The 20,971-nt window shown below is 71.1% G+C and carries 18 protein-coding genes and 1 tRNA gene; 6 read left to right on the forward strand and 13 right to left on the reverse strand.

What is annotated here, in order from left to right; genetic code table 11:
• Positions 1 to 13: 13 nt before the first annotated feature.
• From EER34_RS12395 to EER34_RS12410, 4 genes are all read right to left on the reverse strand, one after another.
• On the reverse strand, positions 14 to 1,312 hold the full coding sequence (locus EER34_RS12395; RefSeq protein ID WP_127475242.1) for a M20/M25/M40 family metallo-hydrolase: 1,299 nt from the start codon (positions 1,310 to 1,312) through the stop codon (positions 14 to 16).
• A 59-nt stretch (positions 1,313 to 1,371) separates the two neighbouring features.
• A tRNA-Leu gene (locus EER34_RS12400) sits at positions 1,372 to 1,457 on the reverse strand.
• A 70-nt stretch (positions 1,458 to 1,527) separates the two neighbouring features.
• On the reverse strand, positions 1,528 to 2,616 hold the full coding sequence (locus EER34_RS12405; RefSeq protein ID WP_127475244.1) for a VIT1/CCC1 transporter family protein: 1,089 nt from the start codon (positions 2,614 to 2,616) through the stop codon (positions 1,528 to 1,530).
• Positions 2,617 to 2,755: 139 nt separating this feature from the next.
• On the reverse strand, positions 2,756 to 4,600 hold the full coding sequence (locus EER34_RS12410) for a DEAD/DEAH box helicase (RefSeq protein WP_127475245.1): 1,845 nt from the start codon (positions 4,598 to 4,600) through the stop codon (positions 2,756 to 2,758).
• A gap of 143 nt (positions 4,601 to 4,743) precedes the next feature.
• Between EER34_RS12410 and EER34_RS12415 the strand changes: the two genes are divergently transcribed.
• Complete coding sequence (locus EER34_RS12415; RefSeq protein WP_127475247.1) at positions 4,744 to 5,604, forward strand: SGNH/GDSL hydrolase family protein; 861 nt, start codon at positions 4,744 to 4,746, stop codon at positions 5,602 to 5,604.
• Positions 5,605 to 5,616: 12 nt separating this feature from the next.
• Here the strand turns inward: EER34_RS12415 and EER34_RS12420 are convergent, their stop codons facing one another.
• Positions 5,617 to 6,423: a TrmH family RNA methyltransferase gene (locus tag EER34_RS12420; protein ID WP_127475249.1), complete on the reverse strand. Its 807-nt coding sequence runs from the start codon at positions 6,421 to 6,423 to the stop codon at positions 5,617 to 5,619.
• Between the two features lie 76 nt (positions 6,424 to 6,499).
• Here EER34_RS12420 and EER34_RS12425 point away from each other — a divergent pair, with 76 nt between their 5' ends.
• Genes EER34_RS12425 through EER34_RS12435 form a run of 3 tightly spaced genes read left to right on the forward strand, consistent with a single transcriptional unit; the run spans position 6,500 to position 8,368 of the window.
• The gene (locus EER34_RS12425) at positions 6,500 to 7,351 is read left to right on the forward strand and encodes a Sir2 family NAD-dependent protein deacetylase (protein ID WP_127475250.1); all 852 of its coding nucleotides are present in this window, start codon (positions 6,500 to 6,502) and stop codon (positions 7,349 to 7,351) included.
• 26 nt (positions 7,352 to 7,377) lie between these two features.
• Positions 7,378 to 7,983, forward strand: a complete 606-nt coding sequence (locus EER34_RS12430; protein ID WP_127475252.1) for a histidine phosphatase family protein — start codon at positions 7,378 to 7,380, stop codon at positions 7,981 to 7,983.
• Between the two features lie 10 nt (positions 7,984 to 7,993).
• Positions 7,994 to 8,368 (forward strand): iron chaperone, encoded by a 375-nt coding sequence (locus EER34_RS12435; protein WP_127475253.1) that lies wholly within the window; start codon positions 7,994 to 7,996, stop codon positions 8,366 to 8,368.
• A gap of 31 nt (positions 8,369 to 8,399) precedes the next feature.
• Here EER34_RS12435 and EER34_RS12440 read toward each other — a convergent pair whose 3' ends face one another.
• From EER34_RS12440 to EER34_RS12460, 5 genes are read right to left on the reverse strand one after another with little or no spacing between them, the layout of a single operon-like run.
• Positions 8,400 to 9,224: an HpcH/HpaI aldolase/citrate lyase family protein gene (locus EER34_RS12440; RefSeq protein WP_127475255.1), complete on the reverse strand. Its 825-nt coding sequence runs from the start codon at positions 9,222 to 9,224 to the stop codon at positions 8,400 to 8,402.
• Positions 9,221 to 9,757: a MaoC family dehydratase gene (locus tag EER34_RS12445; protein WP_205791584.1), complete on the reverse strand. Its 537-nt coding sequence runs from the start codon at positions 9,755 to 9,757 to the stop codon at positions 9,221 to 9,223. The genes EER34_RS12440 and EER34_RS12445 overlap by 4 nt, the downstream gene beginning before the upstream one ends.
• Positions 9,754 to 10,905 (reverse strand): acyl-CoA dehydrogenase family protein, encoded by a 1,152-nt coding sequence (locus EER34_RS12450; RefSeq protein ID WP_127475259.1) that lies wholly within the window; start codon positions 10,903 to 10,905, stop codon positions 9,754 to 9,756. The genes EER34_RS12445 and EER34_RS12450 overlap by 4 nt, the downstream gene beginning before the upstream one ends.
• 15 nt (positions 10,906 to 10,920) lie before the next feature.
• A complete protein-coding gene (locus EER34_RS12455; protein WP_127475261.1) occupies positions 10,921 to 13,011 on the reverse strand; it encodes an ATP-binding protein in 2,091 nt (696 codons plus the stop codon).
• Positions 13,008 to 14,612 carry a carboxyl transferase domain-containing protein gene (locus EER34_RS12460; RefSeq protein ID WP_127475263.1) on the reverse strand — a complete coding sequence of 535 codons (1,605 nt, stop codon included), beginning with the start codon at positions 14,610 to 14,612 and terminating at the stop codon, positions 13,008 to 13,010. Before EER34_RS12460 ends, EER34_RS12455 begins: the two co-directional genes overlap by 4 nt.
• A 159-nt stretch (positions 14,613 to 14,771) precedes the next feature.
• Here EER34_RS12460 and EER34_RS12465 point away from each other — a divergent pair, with 159 nt between their 5' ends.
• Both EER34_RS12465 and EER34_RS12470 read left to right on the forward strand, forming a co-directional pair.
• Complete coding sequence (locus EER34_RS12465) at positions 14,772 to 15,368, forward strand: SACE_7040 family transcriptional regulator (protein ID WP_127475265.1); 597 nt, start codon at positions 14,772 to 14,774, stop codon at positions 15,366 to 15,368.
• A 32-nt stretch (positions 15,369 to 15,400) separates the two neighbouring features.
• Positions 15,401 to 17,227, forward strand: a complete 1,827-nt coding sequence (locus EER34_RS12470) for an alkaline phosphatase family protein (protein WP_127475267.1) — start codon at positions 15,401 to 15,403, stop codon at positions 17,225 to 17,227.
• Between the two features lie 73 nt (positions 17,228 to 17,300).
• Here the strand turns inward: EER34_RS12470 and EER34_RS12475 are convergent, their stop codons facing one another.
• From EER34_RS12475 to pdhA, 3 genes are read right to left on the reverse strand one after another with little or no spacing between them, the layout of a single operon-like run.
• Positions 17,301 to 18,659: a dihydrolipoamide acetyltransferase family protein gene (locus tag EER34_RS12475; RefSeq protein ID WP_127475662.1), complete on the reverse strand. Its 1,359-nt coding sequence runs from the start codon at positions 18,657 to 18,659 to the stop codon at positions 17,301 to 17,303.
• A 14-nt stretch (positions 18,660 to 18,673) separates the two neighbouring features.
• On the reverse strand, positions 18,674 to 19,684 hold the full coding sequence (locus tag EER34_RS12480) for an alpha-ketoacid dehydrogenase subunit beta (protein ID WP_127475269.1): 1,011 nt from the start codon (positions 19,682 to 19,684) through the stop codon (positions 18,674 to 18,676).
• Entirely contained in the window at positions 19,681 to 20,817 is a 1,137-nt protein-coding gene (pdhA, locus tag EER34_RS12485) for a pyruvate dehydrogenase (acetyl-transferring) E1 component subunit alpha (RefSeq protein WP_127475271.1), read from the reverse strand. Before pdhA ends, EER34_RS12480 begins: the two co-directional genes overlap by 4 nt.
• Positions 20,818 to 20,971: the final 154 nt, after the last annotated feature.

Below are 20,971 nucleotides of genomic sequence, written 5' to 3' on the forward strand. Positions count from 1 at the left end.
GCAACCCGGGGTTTCAGTACGTGCGGAGGAGGTCTGTCAGCACGCCCTGGCCGAACACCAGCGCGTCGATCGGAACGCGTTCGTCGACCCCGTGGAACATGCCGGTGAAGTCGAGATCGGCGGGAAGCCGCAGCGGCGCGAAGCCGTAGCCTGCGATGCCGAGGTAGGCCAGCGCCTTGTTGTCGGTGCCGCCTCCCATGAGGTACGGGATGACCGGAACGCCCGGATCGTGGCGGCCGAGCGCCGACACCATCGCGTCGACCAGGTCGCCCGAGAACGGCACCTCGAGCCCGATGTCCTGGTGCACGATCTCGACGATGACGTCGTCGCCCACGATCTGCCGGATGTCGGCCAGGGCGGCGTCCTCCGTGCCGGGGAGCACGCGCACGTCGATGAGCGCCTCGGCGCGGTCGGGGATGACGTTGTGCTTGTAGCCGGCGACCAGTCCTGTGGGGTTCGTGGTCGTCCGCAGGGTCGAGCGGAGGAAGCCGGATGCCGCACCCGTCGCTGCTGCGACCGTGTCGGCGTCGCCCGTGCCGCGGGTCAGGGCGGCGAGGCGATCCACCATCTCGCGCGTCGTATCGGTGAGGGTGACCGGCCATTCGGTCCGGCCGAGGGCGGCGACGGCGGCCGCGAGCTTCGTGACGGCATTGTCGCCGTGGAAGCTCGACCCGTGCGCGGCACGGCCGCGAGCCACGAGCTTGATCCAGATGAGGGCCTTCTCACCGACCTGCAGGAGGTAGGCCCGACGATCTCCGACCGCGATCGAATACCCGCCGACCTCGCTGATGGCCTCGGTGGCCCCGGCGAACCACTCGGGCTTGTTCTGCACGACCAGCGCCGAGCCTTCGACGCCGCCGTTCTCCTCGTCGGCGAAGAAGGTGAGGACGAGGTCGCGCTCGGGCCGGTCCCCCGAGCGGAGGATGGCCCCCACCGATGTGAGGATCATGGCGTCCATGTCCTTCATGTCGACGGCGCCCCTGCCCCACAGCATCCCGTCGCGGACGACGCCCTCGAACGGGTCGACGCTCCAGTCCTCGGCGATCGCCGGCACCACGTCGAGGTGCCCGTGCAGGACGAGGGCCGGCTTGCTCCGGTCGCGCCCGGGGACGCGCGCCATGACGTTCGTGCGGCGCGGGATCGGCTCGTAGAACTCGGGCTCGAGTCCGAGGTTCGACAGGTACGCACCCACGTACTCGGCCGCCTCGCGTTCGCCCGCGGCGCGGCCCCCGCCGTGGTTCGTGGTGTCGAAGCGGATCAGATCACGCGCGACGGCGGCGACTTCGGGGAGCTCGACGTCGGAAGAAGACATGCCGACAAACCTATCCTCTCAACGAAGAAGGCCCCCTTCCGGGGGCCTTCTTCGTACTGTGCGCGAGGGGGGACTTGAACCCCCACGCCCGTTAAAGGGCACTAGCACCTCAAGCTAGCGCGTCTACCTATTCCGCCACCCGCGCAGGTGGATTTCGGTTTCGCAACCGAGGAACGACATTACCAGACTCTGGCGCTCTTCAAGAATCGTGGCCGTCATCCGACCGACACGCCGAAGAGCAGACCCAGGGCGTACGTGATGAGCGCGGCTCCGTACCCGATGGCGAGCTGGCGCAGTGCGCGCCGGAGGGGCGGCCCGCCCGAGAGGAGCCCGACTGCGGCACCCGTCGCGAGCAGGGCGATCCCGACGAGCACCAGTGCCACGACGACCGCAGGGAGCCCGGAGAGGCCGAAGATCCAGGGCAGCACCGGGATGATCGCCCCGGACGCGAAGAAGAGGAAACTCGACAGCGCCGCTCCCCACGCCGCTCCGATGACCTCGTGCTCGTCCGACGCCTCCGCAGGCAGCCGGTAGGGCTCGGAACGATCGGCCGCCTGCGCGGTCGCCACGACCCGTCGTGCGCGTGCGAGGGCGTCGGCCTCGGGCATCCCGCGCGTGCGGTAGACGAGGGCGAGCTCGTTGGCGTCGAGGTCGAGATCGGGCAGGACGTGGTCTGCGAAACCGCTCGGCTCGGTCGATGCCAGCAGCTCCCGCTGCGAGCGGACGGACACGAACTCGCCCGCCCCCATCGACAGCGCACCGGCGAGGAGGCCGGCGATGCCGCTGAAGAGCACGAACTGCGCCGAGACACCAGTCGCCCCGACGCCCATGACGAGGGCGAGGTTCGACACGAGTCCGTCGTTCGCGCCGAAGACGGCAGCGCGGAACGTCCCTGACAGGCGCCGCCGGCCACGCGCGGCGAGCCCCCGCACGACCTCGTGATGGATCTTCTCGTCGGCGGCCATGGCGGGCGTCGCGAAGGGCTCGTCGTCGTACGGAGACCGCGCCTCCGCGTTCTGCGCGAGGGCCAGGACGAAGATCGAGCCGAAGCGCTTCGCCATCGAGCCGAGCATCACCGTGCGGATGTCGGGACGGGGCAGGCGAGCGGGCTCGCCGCCGAGCAGAGCGAGCCAGTGCGCCTCGTGCCGCCCCTCGGCCTCGGCGAGGGCGAGCAGGATGTGTCGCTCCTCCCCCTCCCGACGCGCCGCGAGCTCCTGGTAGACGCGCGCCTCCGCGCGCTCGTTCACGAGATATCGCGCCCAGCGACGTCGGTCGCGGGACGTGGGGGCGACGGGCACGCTCACGGGAGGCCTCCTGGCGGGGGATCAGAGGAACGCGTCAACGCTAGTCATCGAGCGGATGCCGCAGCCCGCCGAGACGCGGATTGACAGCATTTCGGGGTTCCGAACCCGACCGCCCACGCCGGGTCCGCACACCGGCGGATCAGGAGTGCACGCGCTTGCGGAGCACGTCGATGCGCGCCTGCAGCTGGGCGACGGTCGCGTGCGACACCGCAGGGCCGCCGCAGATGCGGCGCAGCTCGGCGTGGACGAGCCCGTGCGCCTCGCCCGACTGCCGGGCGTAGAGCCCCACGAGACTGTTCAGCAGCTGGCGCTGCTCCTTGAGCGACCGATGCAGCGCCTGCGGGAGCGCGGGCTCCTCGCCCTCCGGCGCGTGCGACTCGCGCTCCTCGCGCACGCGTCGATGGCGGCCCTGGCGCGCCTGGCGCTGCATCAGCAGCTCGTGAACGTGCTCGGGCTCGAGGAGGCCCGGGAGACCCAGGAACTCCTCCTCCTCGGGCGTGCCGGGCACCGCGAGCTGCCCGAACTCCTTGCCGTCGAACAGCACCCGATCGAAGTGAGCGCGCGAACCCAGAGCCTGGTATTCGAACTCCTCCATGAGCGCATCGGACGCCTTGTCCTCGCGCTCGGCGGCGTCCATCATGTCCTCTTCGGCGTTCCACTCGTCGCCGTCGCTCTCGCGGTCGAGGGCGTGGTCGCGCTGCCGCTCGAGCTCGTTCGCGAGGGCCAGGAGTTGAGGCACGTTCGGCAGGAACACACTCGCCGTCTCGCCGCGACGGCGGGCCCGCACGAAGCGCCCGATCGCCTGGGCGAAGAACAGCGGAGTCGAGGCGGATGTCGCGTAGACGCCGACCGCCAGGCGCGGCACGTCGACGCCTTCCGACACCATGCGGACGGCGACCATCCAACGACTCTCGTCCTTCGAGAACGTCTCGATGCGCGACGAGGCCTCGGCCTCGTCCGACAGCACGACCGTGGGCGCCTCGCCGGTGATCTCGCGGAGGATCTCGGCGTAGGCGCGCGCGGCGGTCTGATCCGTCGCGATCACGAGGCCTCCGGCATCCGGAACCTGTTCGCGCACCTCGGTGAGGCGCCGGTCGGCCGATCGCAGCACGGCGGGGATCCACTCCCCCTCGGGGGCGAGCGCGGTTCGCCACGCCTGCGACGTGATGTCCTTCGTGTTGTCCTGACCGAGCTGCGCCTCCATCTCGTCGCCGGTCTTGGTGCGCCAGCGCATCTGCCCGGCGTAGACCATGAAGATCACGGGGCGGACGACGCCGTCCTCGAGGGCGCGGCGGTAGCCGTAGGCGTAGTCGGTGCGCGAGAGGCGGATGCCGTGCTCGTCGGGATGGTATTCGACGAACGGGATCGGGGCCGTGTCGCTGCGGAACGGCGTGCCCGACAGCAGCAGCCGACGGGTCGCCCGGGCGTACGCCTCGCGCAGCGCGTCGCCCCAGCTCAGCGCGTCGCCGCCGTGATGCACCTCGTCGAGGATCACGAGCGTGCGGGCGTCCATGATCAGGCGCTGGTGGACGGATGCCTTCACCGCCACCTGCGCGTAGGTCACCGCCACGCCGTGGTACTGCCTCGCCGGGACGGAGTGACGGTTGCTGAAGGCAGGGTCGAGACGGATCGAGACGCGGGCCGCGGCATCCGCCCACTGCGTCTTGAGGTGCTCGGTCGGAGCGACGACGACGATGCGGTCGATGATCCGCCGGCGCAGGAGCTCGCTGGCCAGGCGGAGGGCGAACGTCGTCTTGCCGGCGCCCGGCGTCGCCGCGGCGAGGAAGTCGCGAGGGCCGCCGCCGGGTCCGTCGGGACCGTCGAGCTCGAAGTACAGGTCGAGGGCCTCGGCCTGCCACGCACGCAGACGCTGGGCCGTTCCCCAGGGTGCTCGCTGCGGGTACGTCGGCGACAGATGCTCCGCGGCGAAGCTGCCGAAGTGGGCTTCTTCACGGGTGGCGTCGAGGACCGCCTCGTCGTCCATCGCACCTCCCCGACTGCCGCGCACAACGACTCACCACCCTAAACGAGCACGGCGACATGCGACCGCCGCGGCACCCCGGGCGCGGGCATCCGCTGCCGTCCGAGGCCCGCGATAGCCTGGACCCGGCCACGAACCGAGGAATCATGACACCGAGCGACGACAACCGCACTCCGTACATTCCCAACGCGCACCCGCACCCCTGGCGCCGGTACGTCGCCGTCGGCGACTCGTTCACCGAGGGAATCGGCGACCCCGACCCGTCGACGCCCGGGGGCCACCGCGGGTGGGCCGACCGGGTCGCCGAGGTGCTCTCGACGCAGGTCGACGACTTCGCGTACGCCAACCTCGCGATCCGCGGCCGGCTGATCGGGCAGATCGTCGACGAGCAGGTCGAGCCCGCACTGGCGCTCAAGCCCGACCTCGTGACGTTCTCCGCGGGCGGCAACGACGTGATCCGCCCCGGCTCCGACCCGGACGCGGTGGCGCAGCTGTTCGAAGACGCGGTCGTGCGCCTCGGGAGCGACGGCGCGACCGTCGTCGTGTTCACCGGGATCGACACCAACTTCACGCCCGTGTTCCGCGGCATCCGCGGCAAGGTGGCGATCTACAACGAGAACATCCGGGCGATCGCCGATCGCCACGACTGCATCGTCGCCGACCAGTGGGCGCTCAAGGAGGTGCAGGACATGCGCTTCTTCGACGACGACCGCCTTCACTACAACCGGCTCGGCCACCATGAGATCGCGCGCATGGTCCTCCGCGCCCTCAACGTGCCCAACGATCTCCAGCCGATGCAGCCCGACCCTTTCCCCCGACGCACGTGGCGCGAGGCGCGAACGGTCGATCTCGTGTGGGCGCGCGAGTTCCTCGTGCCGTGGGTGCTCCGGCGCCTGCGCCACCAGTCGTCCGGCGACGACATCACCGCGAAGCGACCCGACCCGCTCCCCGTGATCACGATCGCACCGGGCAGCGATCCGGCCGTGAAGCCGGGCAGCCCGGCCTGAGCCGCCGAGGGATCAGCGCACCCGCAGCTCCCACAGCGCCACCGCGGAGGCCGCGGCGACGTTGAGCGAGTCCACGCCGCCTGCCATCGGGATCGTCACGACCGTGTCTGCTGCGGCCAGGGCGGCGCGACTGAGCCCGTCACCCTCCGCGCCGAGCATCAGCGCGACGCGTCCCGGCACGGCCTCGCGGAACGCGTCGAGTGCGACGGCGTCGTCCGACAGCGCGAGCGCCGCGAGGTGGAATCCGGCGTCGTGGAGGATGCCGCGGGCCTCCGTCCACGTCGGCAGCCGCGTCCACGGCACCTGGAACACGGTGCCCATGCTCACGCGCACGCTCCTCCGGTAGAGGGGGTCGGCGCACCGCGCGCTGACGAGCACGGCGTCCGCGCCGAGCCCCGCAGCGGCGCGGAAGATCGCCCCGACGTTGGTGTGGTCGACCAGGTCTTCGAGGACGACGACGAGCCGGGCATCCGCGATCACCTCCCCCACCGGTCGCGGCGAGGGGCGGTGCATCGCCGCGAGGGCGCCCCGGTGCACGGCGTACCCGGTGAGCCGCTCGGCGATCGACGCGTCGACGACGTAGACCGGCGTCGCGGGGTGCGAGGCGAGGACGGGCTCGAGGTCGGGCAGCCACTTCTCCTGCACGAGGATCGATCGCGGCGTGTGGCCGGCCGCGATGGCCCGGCCGATGACCTTCGACGATTCGGCGATGTACAGCCCGCCCGCCGGTTCGAGGATGCGGCGGAGCGCGACATCGGTCAGATCGCGGTAGTCGGCCAGCCGCGTGTCGTCCGCCGACGTGATCCGTTCGATCGCCACGCGTCCACTCTCGCACGGCCCGTAACATCCCGGTAAACCGCGCGGCCTACACTCTCCCCCGAAGGGGTGTGATCGTGTGACCACCGTGACCGAACTCGACGCCGGAGCGATCGAAGCCGTGTCGAGAGCCGCCTCGGCGCTCGCCGGCCGCCGCATCGCGGTGCTGACCGGCGCGGGTGTGTCGACGGACTCCGGCATTCCCGACTACCGCGGCAAGGGCGCCCCCGTGCGCACTCCGATGACCGTCGAGCAGTTCCTGGCGAGCGATGCGGCCCGCCGCCGATACTGGGTGGGCAGTCATCTGGGCTGGCGGGCGTTCGCCGCGGCCGAGCCGAACGCCGGCCACCGGGCCCTCGCCGATCTCGAGCAGCACGGCATCGCGACGGGTGTCGTCACGCAGAACGTCGACGGCCTCCATGTGCGCGCCGGAAGCCGGCGCGTCGTCGAGCTGCACGGCACGATGCGCCGGGTGTTCTGCACCCACTGCGGGCAGGTGTTCGACCGGCGCGACCTCGCGCACCGGGTCGAGTCCGACAATCCGTGGATCGTCGCACCCGAGAACGTCCCGCTCGGCCCCGACGGCGATGTGCTCCCCGAGAGCACCGACGGGTTCGTGATACCCGAGTGCACCGTCTGCGGAGGGATGCTGAAGCCCGACGTCGTCTTCTTCGGCGAGTTCATCCCCGCCGAGAAGTTCCGCGAGGCCGAGCAGCTGGTGCAGACCAGCGAAGGGCTCGTGATCGCCGGCTCGTCATTGGTCGTCAACTCCGGCATCCGGCTCCTCGAGCGGGCCCGCCGGCGACGCCTCCCGGTCGTCATCGTCAATCGCGGCGAGACGCGCGCGGATGCGCGCGCGACGGTGAAGATCGATGCCGGCACGAGCGAGGTCCTCCGCGCCCTCGCCGACGCCCTGTCCACAGCGGCCTGACAGCGCCGTCCCCGTAGGCTCGGGGGGTGACCACGCTGACGCTCATCCGCCACGGCGAGACCGACTGGAACCTCGCGCGACGCATCCAGGGCTCGACGGACATCCCCCTCAACGACACGGGCCGGGACCAGGCTCGAGCCGCCGGCACCGCGCTGCGCGAGGCGCGGGATGCCGCGGCTCCGATCACCGTCGTCGCGAGCGACCTGTCACGGGCCCGTGAGACGGCGGAGATCATCGCCGACGTGCTCGGGGCCGCCTCGCCGCGGATCTATCCCGGGCTGCGTGAGCGCGCGTACGGAGAGGCGGAGGGACTCGACGCCGACGAGATGTTCCAGCGCTTCGGCGGCTGGGGCAACGCCGAGGTTCCCGGCGCCGAGCCGTGGCCCGTCCTGCGGCAGCGCGCGCTCGCCGCCCTCGGCCGCGCCGTACGCGATCATCGTCGCGCGACGGCGCCGGCGGCGGCATCCCTCGTCGTCGTCACGCACGGCGGACTCATCCGCGAGCTCATCCGACACGCGTCGGGCGGCGAGCTGCCACCAGAGGGCGAGCGCCTGGCGAACGGGTCCGCGCACGAGATGCTCTACGAGCGGGATCGCCTGCGTCTGCTGTCGTACGCGGGGGCCGTCGCCTAGGCTCTGCCTCATGCCGAGTCCCACCACCGTCGACGAGTACATCGCGGGATTCCCGCCCGAGGTCGCGCAGCGACTGAACAGGGTCCGGGGCGAGATCGTCGACGCCGTGGCGACCGCATCGGGCGCCCGGCCCGAGGAGAAGGTCCGGTACGGCATCGCCGCCGTCATGCTCGGCGGACGGTACGCGCTGCACCTCGCCGGGTGGAAGAAGCACATCGGCCTCTACCCCGTTCCGGCCCTCCCCGAGCCGCTCGAATCCGAGATCGCCCCGTACCGTGCGGAGAAGGACTCCGTCGTCTTCCCCCACACCCGGGATGTGCCGTACGACCTGATCGGGCGGGTCGCACGCGAGATCGCCGCTCAGCGGGTGGCGGCGAACGACTGACCCCGCTCGGCGAGCTCGTCCGACCCGCCGGTCATCGCTCCGCTCGTCGCAGCACCGCCCGGGCATGCCGGAGCACCGGCTCGTCGACCATGCGCCCGTCGAACGTGAACACGCCCCGCTCGCCCTCGGCGGCGGCCAGGACGCCGTTCGCCCACGCGAGGGACTCGGCGCTCGGCCGGTAGGCGTCGCGGATGATCGCGACCTGGCTCGGGTGGATGCACGCCGTCGCCGCGAATCCGGATGCCGCAGCATCCGCGGCCTCGATGGCCAGGCGCTGCGTGTCGTCGATGTCGAGGTGCACGGCGTCGATCGCGGCCTTGCCTCTCGCTCCTGCTGCGAGCAGCACGCGGGCGCGGGCGTAGCGGGCGATGTCACGGTAGCGACCGTTCGGCGTGCGGCTCGACGTGCCCCCGATGCTCGCGACGAGATCCTCGGCCCCCCACATCAGCGCGCTGACATTGTCGAGCGCGGCGATGCGATCGGCCTGCGCGACGCCTTTCGCCGTCTCGCACAGCGCGACGATGTCGAAGCGCTGATCGATCTTGCGCAGGCGCTTGGGCGACTCCGCCTTCGCCACCATGATCCGCCGGTAGTCGGTCTGCGAGAGGGTCGCGAGGTCCGACGCGAAGTCGTCGGTCTCGGGAGGGTTCACGCGCACGATCACGCGGTCGGGATCGAGCTCGGACTCGATCAGCGCACCCCGCGCGGCCGCCTTCGCGGGCGGGGCGACGGCGTCCTCCAGATCGAGGATCACCGCGTCCGAGCGTTCGAGCGCCTTCGCGAAGCGCTCCGGACGATCGGCGGGGCAGAACAGGATCGCGGGGCCCAGGGCGAAGCGTCCGTGCGAGGACGTCATGACTCTCCTTCGGCCGGGGACGAAGCATCCGGAGCCGGCTCGGCGGGCGCGCACCACATGAGCGCGACCCGAGTGGCGGTCGCGACGACGTCGCCGTGCTGGTTGCGCCCGGTGTGCCGGAGCGTCACGATCCCCTGACCGGGCCGCGACGACGACAGGCGCTTGTCGACGACCTCTGTGTCGGTGTACAACGTGTCGCCGTGGAACAGCGGAGCGGGGAACGCGATGTCGCTGAGACCCAGCTGCGCCACGAGGGTGCTCTGGGTGATCTGCGAGACGGATGCCCCGACCATCGTCGAGAGCGTCCACATCGAGTTCATCAGCCGCTGCCCGAACGGCTGACCCCCGGCGAAGGCGGCGTCGAGGTGGAGCGCCTGGGTGTTCATCGTCAATGACGAGAAGAGAACGTTGTCGGCCTCGGTCGCGGTGCGACCCGGTCGATGGGCGTAGCGGGCGCCGACCTCGAGCTCGTCGAAGTACAGCCCGCGCTGAACGATCTCGCGCGCCTCGTCCGTGCCGTCCACACCCGTCACGCTACTCCGAGCGCCCGGGCGATGACGAGCAGCTGCACCTCGGTGGTGCCCTCGCCGATCTCGAGGATCTTGGAGTCGCGGTAGTGGCGGGCGACGGGGTACTCGTTCATGAACCCGTTGCCGCCGAACACCTGGGTGGCGTCGCGGGCGTTGTCCATCGCGGCATCGCTCGCCGTGAGCTTCGCGATCGCGGCCTCGGTCTTGAACGGCTTGCCGGCGTCGCGCAGGCGCGCGGCGTGGTGCCACGCCAAGCGGGCGTTGTGCACGCGGAGCTGCATGCGCGCGAGAAGGAACTGGATGCCCTGGCGTGTGGAGAGGGCGTCTCCGAACACGATGCGCTTCTTGGCGTAGTCGACGGCGGCCTCCAGGCATCCCTCCGCGGCACCGGTCGAGAGAGCCGCGATCGCGATGCGGCCCTCGTCGAGGATGTGGAGGAAGTTCGCGAAGCCGCGGCCGCGCTCGCCGAGCAGGTTCGCCTCGGGGACGCGCGCGTCCTGGAACGTCAGCGGGTGCGTGTCGGAGGCGTGCCAGCCGACCTTGTCGTACCCGGGTTCGACCGTGAAGCCGGGTGTACCCGAGGGCACGATGATCGTCGAGATCTCCTTGCGGCCGTCCCGCTCCCCCGTGACCGCGGTGACGGTGACGAAGCGCGTGATGTCGGTGCCCGAGTTGGTGATGAACTGCTTCGAGCCGTTGATCACCCACTCCCCGCCGTCGAGCTTCGCCGTGGTGCGCGTCGCTCCGGCGTCGGAGCCCGCCTCGGGCTCGGTGAGACCGAAGCCGGCCAGCGCCTTCCCCGCGAGCAGGTCGGGAAGCAGCGCCTGCTTCTGCTCCTCGGTGCCGAAGCGGAACACCGGCATCGCGCCGAGGCTCACGCCTGCCTCGAGCGTGATGGCGAGGGACTGGTCGACGCGGCCGAGCGCCTCGATCGCGAGGCACAGTGCGAAGTAGTCGCCGCCCTGGCCGCCGTACTCCTCGGGGAACGGCAGGCCGAAGAGGCCGAGGTCGCCCATCTGGGCGACGACGTCCATCGGCAGCGTCTTGGTGCGGTCGGCCTCGTAGGCCTGCGGGGCGACGACCTCGTCGGCGAAGTCGCGCACCATGCGGGCGAGCTCGCGCTCGTCGTCTGTCAGGTTGAAGTGGTCCATGGCTTCCTCGGGTTCTCAGGAGGGGGTTTCGGATGCCTCGTGGGCGGGTTCTGCCGGGGCGGCGACGTGGGCGAGCACCTGATCGCGGCGCACCTGGTTCCCCGCGGCGACATCGAGGCGGACGACGCCTGCGTGCGGGGCGACCACCGGGTGCTCCATCTTCATCGCCTCGATCGTGACGATGCGGTCGCCCGCTGCCACCGTCGCGCCGTCGGAGACGTGGAGAGCGACGACGGCGCCCGGCATCGGCGCACGCAGCTCAGGGTCCGTCGCAGCGGTGTCGCGCTCGCGCGCGGCGAGGCGCTTCTCCATCGCCTGCCGACGCGTGAGGGGACGAAGGCGATGGGTGGCGCCTTCGGCGTGGACCCAGGTCCAGCCGTCGCCATCGGTCGCGACCATGACCCCGCGGGCAAGCGCGCGTCCGGCCGGGCGCGAGCCCCATCGCCCTCCGCGGGTGGGAGCGTCGCCGCCGGGCTCGGCGGATTCGCGCGGTCGCGACTCCATGGTGATGAGCGGCGCAGCGGGGAGGTCGGGAGCGGCGACGACGACGATCGCGCCGTTCTCGGACTCGACCGCGACCGAGCGGCCGACCGGCGCGGCGCTCGCACGCCAGCCCGAACCGGCGAGCCACATCCCTCCGGCGGCGGAGCGGGCGGGCGGGCGGGCTCTGACCCGGGCCAGCTCGCCGGCGAAGGCAAGGGCGCCGAGCGCCGCCTGCCCTGGCTCGGGCGACGTGTACGGCGGCATCCGATCGATGAGCCCTGTGTCCATCGCGCCCGCTCGCACGCCCTCGTCGGCGAGGAGCTCGCGCAGGAAGCCGATGTTCGTGTCGAGGCCGAGCAGCACGGTGTCGGCGAGAGCGGCGTCGAGCCGCTCGATCGCCTCGTCGCGGTCGGCGCCGTGCGCGATCACCTTCGCGATCATCGGGTCGTAGTCGGCCGAGACGACACTGCCGGATTCCACCGCGGCATCCGTCCGCACGTCGTCGGCGGGCCGCCAGGCGAGCACGGCGCCCGTCGCGGGGAGGAAGCCGCGCTCCGGGCTCTCGGCGTACACGCGCGCCTCGATCGCGTGCCCGTCCAGGCGGATGTCGTCCTGCGTGAGGGCGAGCGGCCGCCCGGCGGCGACGAGCAGCTGCTGCTCGACGAGATCGACGCCGGTCACGAGCTCCGTGACGGGATGCTCCACCTGCAGACGCGTGTTCATCTCGATGAAGAAGAACTCGTCGGGGCGGTCGCCGGCGACGAGGAACTCGACGGTTCCTGCCCCGCGGTAGTCGACGCTGGCCGCCGCGGCGCACGCGGCGGCGCCGAGGCGCGCGCGGGTCGCGGCATCCACCACCGGCGACGGCGCTTCCTCGATGACCTTCTGATGCCGGCGCTGGAGCGTGCACTCGCGCTCGCCGAGGTGGACGACGCTCCCGTGGACGTCAGCGAGCACCTGCACCTCGATGTGGCGGGGGCGCTCGATGAGACGCTCGAGCAGCAGCGTGTCGTCGCCGAACGCGGCCGCGGCGACGCGCCGCGCCGTCGCGAGCGCCTCGGGCAGCTCGGTCGCCGAGCGGACGACCTGCATCCCCTTGCCCCCGCCGCCGGCGGACGGCTTCACGAGGAGCGGGTAGCCGGTCGCTGCGGCCGCCTCGGCGACGCGGGCGTCCGTCATCCCGGCTGCGCTGAACCCCGGGACGGTCGGGACGCCGTGGGCGACGACGTGCTCCTTCGAGCGGATCTTGTCGCCCATGACCTCGAGCGCACGCTCCCCCGGGCCGATGAACACGATGTCCGCGTCGGCACAGGCGCGGGCGAACGCGACGTTCTCCGACAGGAAGCCGTACCCGGGGTGGATCGCGTCCGCCTCCGTCTCGCGGGCGGCGGCGATCACCGCGTCGATGGAGAGGTAGGAGGCGGATGCCGCGGCCGGTCCGATGCGGACGGCGACGTCGGCCTCGCGCACGTGGGGCGCGTCGGCGTCGGCATCGCTGTAGACGGCGACGGAGCGGATGCCGAGCCGCCGCAGCGTGCGGATGACGCGACGGGCGATCTCGCCGCGATTGGCGACGAGGACCGTCGAGAAGGGCGGGGGTGGGAGGTCGGTCACGGGGATCACATCCGGAAGACGCCGAAGCGCGGTTCGGGCAGGGGCGTGCGGGAGACGACGTCGAGCGCGAGTCCCAGGAGGTCACGGGTGTCGAGCGGGTCGACGACGCCGTCGTCCCAGAGCCGGGCGGTGGCGTAGTAGGGGCTCCCCTGCTCCTCGTACTGCGCGCGGATCGGGGCCTCGAACTCGGCCTGCGCGCTCTCGGACCAGTCCTCGCCGCGGGCTTCCATCTGGTCGCGCTTGACGGTGGAGAGGACGGATGCCGCCTGAGGGCCGCCCATGACCGAGATGCGACTCGCCGGCCATGTCCAGAGGAACCGGGGCGAGTAGGCCCGGCCGCACATCGAGTAGTTGCCCGCGCCGAACGAACCGCCGATCACGACCGTGAGCTTCGGCACCCGAGTCGTCGCCACGGCGGTGACCATCTTGGCCCCGTCCTTCGCGATCCCCCCGGCCTCGGCGTCGCGTCCGACCATGAACCCGGAGATGTTCTGCAGGAACAGCAGCGGCGTGCCGCGCTGATCGCACAGCTCGATGAAGTGCGCGCCCTTCTGCGCCGACTCGCCGAACAGCACGCCGTTGTTCGCGACGATGCCGACCGGGTGACCGTGGAGGCGGGCGAAGCCGGTGACCAATGTCTCGCCGTACTCGCGCTTAAACTCGTGGAACTCGCTGCCGTCCACGAGCCGGGCGATGACCTCGCGCACGTCGTACGGCTGGTTCACGTCGACGGGGACCACGCCGTACAGATCGGACGGGTCGACGGCGGGTGGGATGCTCGCCACCACGTCCCAGGCGGGTGCTGCGGGCAGCGGCAGCGTGGCGACGATGTCTCGCACGATCTCGAGCGCGTGCTCGTCATCCTCGGCGAGGTGGTCGACGACCCCCGAGCGCCTCGCGTGGAGCTCTCCCCCACCGAGCTCCTCGGCGGTCACGACCTCGCCGATCGCGGCCTTCACGAGGGGCGGTCCGCCGAGGAAGATCGTGCCCTGATTGCGCACGATCACGGTCTCGTCGCTCATGGCGGGCACGTACGCTCCGCCCGCGGTGCACGAGCCGAGCACGGCCGCGATCTGCGGGATGGCGGCGGCCGACAGCCGCGCCTGGTTGAAGAAGATGCGGCCGAAGTGGTCGCGGTCGGGGAAGACCTCGTCCTGCATCGGAAGGAACGCGCCGCCGGAGTCGACGAGGTAGACGCACGGCAGCCGGTTCTCGAACGCGATCTCCTGGGCGCGGAGATGCTTCTTCACGGTGAGCGGATAGTACGTGCCGCCCTTGACCGTCGCATCGTTGCACACCACCATCACCTGCCGGCCGTGCACGAGCCCGATGCCCGCGATGACGCCCGCTGCCGGGGCATCCCCGCCGTAGAGCCCTTCGGCGGCGAGGGGCGCGACCTCGATGAACGGGCTCCCCTCGTCGAGGAGCCGGGTGACACGGTCGCGCGGCAGCAGCTTGCCGCGCGCGACGTGACGGGTGCGGGATGCCTCGGGCCCGCCGAGCGCGACCGTGGCGAGTCGCTCCCGAAGGCCGGCGGCGAGCTGTGCCTGCGCCTCTCGCGTCCGCGCGAAGGCGTCGTCGTGCACGGCCGCGGTCGTCAGCGTACCCATGTCATCTCCGTCGATGCTGTTCGGACGCGGCGCTCACGTGCGGCGTCTCGGCGCGGCCCTGTCGGGTCACGTCACGATCGGGTCACGCCTGTTGAGTCGGCGGGACCGAATTGGTTAGTGTTCACTAACTGGAGTCCAGGTTAGCGAGGATTAACTGAGATGACAAGCGGTGTCACCGAGCGCGATCGCGCCAAGGCCGACCGCCAGGCGGCGATCCTGCACGAGGCCGCGCGTCTGTTCGCCGACCGCGGCTTCAGCGGTGTGAGCCTCGAAGACCTCGGTGCGGCGGTCGGCGTCAGCGGCCCGGCCCTGTATCGCCACTTCGCGAACAAGCAGGCGCTCCTCGGCGCGATCCTCGTCGGCGTGAGCGAGCGGCTCCTCGCCGGCGGACAGCGCGTGGTGGCCGACGGCGGCACGCCGTTGGCGCAGCTCGAGGCGATCATCGCCTTTCACGTGGACTTCGCCCTCACCGATGCCGACGTCATCCGCGTGCAGGACCGCGATCTCGCGAGCCTCGCCGACGAGGACAGGCACGCCGTCCGGCGCCTGCAGCGCGAGTACGTCGAGGTCTGGATCGGAATCCTGTCCGCGCTCCACCCCGGCCGCCCCGACGGCGAGCTGCGGGTGCGCGCGCACGCGTGCTTCGGACTCATCAACTCCACGCCCCACAGCGTCCGGGCACTCCGCACCCATCCGACGGACGGAACGGTGCGCGGCATCCTCGAATCGATGGCGTTGGCGGCGCTGACCGACTGATCGCGTCCCGAGTGCCCTAATCTGGTCGGACCATGCCGGGATCCGGCCGGGACAGCGACGAAGACGGGGCGGCTTGCGCTGACGGCTCCGACGCGCCCCGCGGTCGTCGTGCCGATGAGACGGCCTCCGACGAGGCGAGCTCGCGGCGCGACTTCCTGAAGTTCGGCGGCATCGCCGCGGCCGGTCTCGTCGTCGGCGGAGGCGTCGGCGCAGCCGCGGGGGCGTCGATGGGCCACGAAGCCGGCCTCCGCGAGGGTTCGGTCGACTTCGCCGCCCTCCCGGCACGATCCGAACCGGGGTTCGACCACGTGGTCGTGGTGATGGGAGAGAACCGGTCCTTCGACAACCTGCTGGGCTGGCTCTACACCCCCGACACCGTGCCCGAAGGCGAGACGTTCGACGGTCTCGCCTTCGGCGACTACGCGAACATCGCGCCGTCCGGCGACCGGATCGCCGCCCACACGTACAGCGGACCGACCGACGAGGTGATGGGCCGTCCCAACCCCGACCCGGGTGAGGAGTTCCCCCACGTCAACACCCAGCTCTTCGGGAGGGTGGACCCGCCGTCGAACGCCACGGTCGGGATCGGCGACATGTCCCCGCCCTTCAACGCTCCGCCCCCGAGGACGAAGCCGACGAACGAGGGCTTCGTCCGCGACTACTGGAACAGCTTCGTCCGCGAGCGCCGGGGCGGGAAGCCGACGCTCGACGAGGTCGGCCACATCATGGGCGGCTTCTCCCCCGAGCAGCTCCCGGTGCTCTCGACACTGGCCAAGGGATTCGCGGTCTTCGACGCATGGTTCGCAGCCGTGCCCTCGCAGACGTACTGCAACCGCTCGTTCTTCCACGCGTCGACCTCGCATGGGTTCGTCACCAACCGCCACGACGGCGGGTACATCAAGTGGCTCGACGCCGAGGCTGCGCCGACGATCTTCAACCGCCTCGAGGAGGCGGGCATCTCCTGGAAGGTCTACTTCGACGAGATCCAGCTCGTCTCCCTCACCGGCATCCTCCACGCCCCTGCGCTCGAGCGGTTCTGGCGCACCGGGCGCTTCGGACACATGTCCGAGTTCTACGACGAGGCGAGGGCCGGGACGCTTCCCGCGTACGCGTTCATCGAGCCGCGGCTCGTGTACAACCACAACGACTTCCACCCGCCGGTCGGCATCTACCGTGCGAGCGACGTCGACGGCGAGCTCGTCCTCGACTCCGCGGTCTCCGACGTCCGTGCCGGCGAGAAGCTCATCGCCGACATCTACAACGCCGTGAAGGACAGCGCATCGCCCGACGGGTCGAACGCGCTCAACACGCTGCTGCTCATCACCTTCGACGAGCACGGCGGCACATACGACCACGTCGCCCCGCCTGCCGCGACGCCCCCGATCGCCGACGACGCGCCCGGCGAGATGGGGTTCGGCTTCGACCGCCTGGGGCTGCGCGTGCCGACGATCGCCGTCTCGGCGTACACCCGCGCCGGAACGATCGTGCACGACGAGTACCACCACGCTGCCGTGGTGGCGACGCTGACCCGCCTTCACGGGCTCCGCCCGTTGACGCGACGCGATGCCGAGGCCAATGACCTCTTCGCCGTCGTCAACCTCGACACGCCCCGCGACCCGTCGACCTGGCCGGTGGTGCACCCGATGTACGTGCCGCCCAATCCGCACGAGGACTCGCTCGGCGACCTCGAGCAGGGCGAGCACAAGGACAAGCCACTGAGTCCGCCCGGACGCGGAATGCTCGGGCTGCTCCTCGCGCGCTATGCCGAACCGGGGCATCCCGAGCCCATCACGTACGCGCAGGCGTACGCCGCCCTCCAGAAGCACGGGCTCGGGCTGTTCTATCCCAAGCGCGACTGACTCGGGTGCGTCTGAGGACGGCGAAGGCCGGACGGATGCTCCGCCCGGCCTTCGACCGTGGATCGTGTGCGGGTCAGCGCAGCAGCATCGCGCGCCCGGGCTCGCGCAGCACGTCCGCGACGTCGACGAGGAACCGCGACCCCTGTTCGCCGTCGACCAGGCGGTGGTCGAACGACAGAGCGAGCGTCATGACATCGCGCAGCGCGATCTCGCCGCGGTGCTCCCACGGCTGCCGGCGCACGGCGCCGACAGCGAGGATGCCCGCTTCGCCCGGGTTGAGGATCGGCGTGCCGGCATCGACGCCGAAGACGCCGACGTTCGTGATCGAGAACGTACCGCCCATCATCTCGGCGGGCGAGGTCTTGCCCGCGCGCGCCGTCTCGGCGAGGCCGCGGATGGCGTCGGCGAGCTCGACGAGCGTGAGATCCTGCGCGTCGCGGATGTTCGGCACGACGAGGCCGCGCCCGGTCGCCGCCGCGATCCCGAGATTGACGTAGTGGTGCTCCACGATCTCGCCCGCGGCGTCATCCCAGCGCGAGTTCAGGCCAGGGTGCCGCGCCAGAGCGAGGCACACGGCCTTCGCGGCGACGGCCATGACGCCGATCTTGTGCTCCTGGAGCGAACGGTCGGCCTTGAGAGATGCGATGAGCTCCGTCGTCGCCGTGACGTCGACGGTGAGGAACGTGGTCACGTGAGGCGCGGTGAAGGCGCTGCGCACCATCGCGTCCGCAGTGTGCTTGCGGACCCCGCGGATCGGCGTGCGCGTCGTGCGCTCCCCCGGGGTCGACGGCTGGCGGAGATCCGAGATGGGCTCCGGCTGAGCAGTCGGCACCGCAGCGGTCAGGGATGCCCCGACCCGCGTCGCGTAGGCGTCGACGTCGGAACGCGTGATGAGCCCGCTCGCTCCGGTCGCCTCGACGAGCGCGAGATCGACGCCGAGCTGCTTCGCGTGCAGTCGCACCGGGGGCGTCGAGCGCGGGCGCTCCAGCGGCCGATCGGGTTCGGCGAGATGGATGGCATCGTGCGGCGCGGCCTCGAGCACCGCGGTGTCGGATGACGACGACACGTGCGCTCCGGCCGCGGCGCGCGATCGGCGCTGCGGCCGAGCGCTGCCGCGCGGCGCGGCGCCGTATCCGACGAGGTTCGGCTCGGCCTTGGCCGACTCCTCCGCCGACTCCGCCGCCGGAGCGGGCGCCGGAGCGTCATCGCCGCCGATGTCGAACGAGATCAGCACCGAGCCGACCATGACCACGTCGCCTGCGCCCGCGTGCAGGGCGGTGACCGTGCCCGCGTAGGGCGACGGCAGCTCGACCACGGCCTTGGCCGTCTCGACCTCGGCGATCGTCTGGTTCAGCGTCACGGTGTCGCCCTCGGCGACCATCCACTGCACGAGCTCGGCTTCGGGAAGACCCTCGCCCAGGTCGGGCAGCATGAAGTCCTTCACACTCACAGCTCGACCCCCGTCAGCGAGTTCGGCCGGTCCATCACCCGGTCGACCGCATCGAGGATCCGGTCGAGGTCGGGCAGGTGGTGCTTCTCGAGCTTGGCCGGCGGGTAGGGGATGTCGTGCCCGGTGACCCGCTGCGGGGCTGCCTCGAGGTAGTTGAAGCAGCGCTCGGTGACGCTCGCGATCAGCTCGGCGCCGACGCCGGCCTCGCGCGCGGCCTCGTGCGTGACGACGACACGACCGGTCTTTCGGACCGACGCGGTGACGGTGCGGTAGTCGACCGGCGAGATCGAGCGCAGGTCGATGACCTCGATCGACACGCCGTCGTCCTCGGCGGCGGTCGCGGCATCCAGCGCCGTCATCACCTGCGAGCCGTACGTGAGCAGCGTGACGTCGCTGCCCTCGCGCGCGACGCGCGCCAAGCCCATCGGCGGGGCGTCGGCCAGGTCGACGTCGAGGTCGACCTCGCCCTTGGTGTGGTACAGCCGCTTCGGCTCGAAGAACACGACGGGGTCGTTCGATGCGATCGCCTGGCGGAGCATGACATAGGCGTCCTGCGGGTTCGACACGGCGATCACGCGCAGCCCGGAAGTGTGCACGAAGTATGCCTCGGGCGACTCCGAGTGGTGCTCCGCGGCACCGACACCGCCGGCCCACGGGATGCGGATCGTGATCGGCATGGTGACGTTGCCGCGCGTGCGGTAGTGGAGCTTCGCGACCTGGCACACGATCTGGTCGAATGCGGGGTACACGAAGCCATCGAACTGGATCTCGACGACGGGACGGTACCCGCGGAAGGCGAGTCCGACCGCGGTGCCCATGATGCCGGCCTCGGCGAGCGGGGTGTCGACCACGCGCTGGGCGCCGAACTGGTCGAGCAGACCGTCGGTGATGCGGAACACTCCGCCGAGCTTGCCGATGTCCTCGCCCATGACGAGCACCTTCGGGTCGTCGGCCATGGCGCGGCGGAGACCTTCGTTGATGGCCTTCGCCATCGTGAGCTGCGTCATCGTGCCGCCTCCTCGGAGTCGGTGCCGAAGCCGTCGAGGTAGGCGCCGAACCAGGCACGCTGCTCCTCGAGGCCCGAGTGGGGCTCGGCGTAGACGTGATCGAGCACGCCGATCGGCTCACGGCTCGTCGCCCCCAGGGCGGCGGCGCGCACCTCAGCTCCGAGCGCATCGGCGTCGGCGGCGACCTGGGCGGCGAACTCGTCGCTGAACGCGCCTTCGGCACGCAGCAGCGCCTCGACGCGAGCGATCGGGTCGCGGCCCTTCCAGAGCTCGACCTCCTCCTTGTCGCGGTAGCGGGTCGGATCGTCGGAGGTCGTGTGGGGTCCCATGCGGTAGGTGACGGCCTCGATGAAAGCGGGACCGATGCCGTTGCGTGCGTTGTCGAGCGCCCAGCGCATCGCCGCGAGGCACGCGAGGACGTCGTTCCCGTCGACGCGCATGCTCGGGATGCCGAACCCCGGCGCGCGTCCGGCGATCGGGAACTTGGCCTGGACGGTCACGGGCTCGGAGATCGCCCACTGGTTGTTCGTGCACACGAACACCACGGGCGAACGGAACGACGAGGCGAAGATCATGGCCTCGTTGACGTCGCCCTGGCTGGTGGCGCCGTCGCCGAAGTATGCGGCGGATGCCTGATCGGTGCCGTCCCGCTGGATGCCCATCGCGTAGCCTACGGCGTGCAGCGCCTGCGCACCGATGATGATCTGGGGCGTCGCGGTGTTGATGTCGTACGGGTTGTAGGTCGAGTGCTCCTCGCCGCGCCAGGCGAGCACGAAGTCCGCCGGCTTGGCGCCGCGGACCAGGTTGACCCCGATCTCGCGGTAGCTCGGGAAGACGAAGTCGTCGGCGCGGAAGGCGCGGGCCGTGCCGACCTGCACGCCCTCCTGGCCCTGGCAGGGGGCCCACAGACCGAGCTGTCCCTGGCGCTGCAGGGCGACGCCTTCGGTGTCGACCCGGCGCACCAGCACCATGTCGCGGTACAGGCTCTGCAGGACCGACGAGTCGACGTCGGTCACCCACCGCTCGAGGTCGGGATCGGAGATCCGCTGTCCGTCGGGGGTCAGGAGCCGCGCGACGTCTTCGGTGTCGGTCGCGGGTTCGGCGGTAGGGGTCAGGGTGTGCGTCATCGTCATCACTCCTCGGTGCAACCCTCCCTCGTGAGGAGAGGCGTCGTGGCTCGCCGGCAGCTTCGCCGACATGCCTGAGACTACGTCGGCATCGCACCTCGCTCAAGCTTCTGCGATCCGCTTGAGCATGTTGACAACTAACCCCTCCTCAAACCGTGCT

The sequence above is a fragment of the Microbacterium sulfonylureivorans genome (genome assembly GCF_003999995.1).
Taxonomy (GTDB): domain Bacteria; phylum Actinomycetota; class Actinomycetes; order Actinomycetales; family Microbacteriaceae; genus Microbacterium; species Microbacterium sulfonylureivorans.

Bases quoted from the DNA above. Each gene is read 5' to 3' on its own strand.
- EER34_RS12460 (WP_127475263.1), bottom strand. From the start codon at position 14,612: ATGGGTACGCTGACGACCGCGGCCGTGCACGACGACGCCTTCGCGCGG.
- EER34_RS12435 (WP_127475253.1), top strand. From the start codon at position 7,994: ATGCCGAGTCCCACCACCGTCGACGAGTACATCGCGGGATTCCCGCCC.
- EER34_RS12410 (WP_127475245.1), bottom strand. From the start codon at position 4,600: ATGGACGACGAGGCGGTCCTCGACGCCACCCGTGAAGAAGCCCACTTC.
- EER34_RS12440 (WP_127475255.1), bottom strand. From the start codon at position 9,224: ATGACGTCCTCGCACGGACGCTTCGCCCTGGGCCCCGCGATCCTGTTC.
- pdhA (WP_127475271.1), bottom strand. From the start codon at position 20,817: ATGACGATGACGCACACCCTGACCCCTACCGCCGAACCCGCGACCGAC.
- EER34_RS12475 (WP_127475662.1), bottom strand. From the start codon at position 18,659: ATGCTGCCCGACCTGGGCGAGGGTCTTCCCGAAGCCGAGCTCGTGCAG.
- EER34_RS12480 (WP_127475269.1), bottom strand. From the start codon at position 19,684: ATGACGCAGCTCACGATGGCGAAGGCCATCAACGAAGGTCTCCGCCGC.
- EER34_RS12465 (WP_127475265.1), top strand. From the start codon at position 14,772: ATGACAAGCGGTGTCACCGAGCGCGATCGCGCCAAGGCCGACCGCCAG.
- EER34_RS12415 (WP_127475247.1), top strand. From the start codon at position 4,744: ATGACACCGAGCGACGACAACCGCACTCCGTACATTCCCAACGCGCAC.
- EER34_RS12470 (WP_127475267.1), top strand. From the start codon at position 15,401: ATGCCGGGATCCGGCCGGGACAGCGACGAAGACGGGGCGGCTTGCGCT.
- EER34_RS12450 (WP_127475259.1), bottom strand. From the start codon at position 10,905: ATGGACCACTTCAACCTGACAGACGACGAGCGCGAGCTCGCCCGCATG.
- EER34_RS12395 (WP_127475242.1), bottom strand. From the start codon at position 1,312: ATGTCTTCTTCCGACGTCGAGCTCCCCGAAGTCGCCGCCGTCGCGCGT.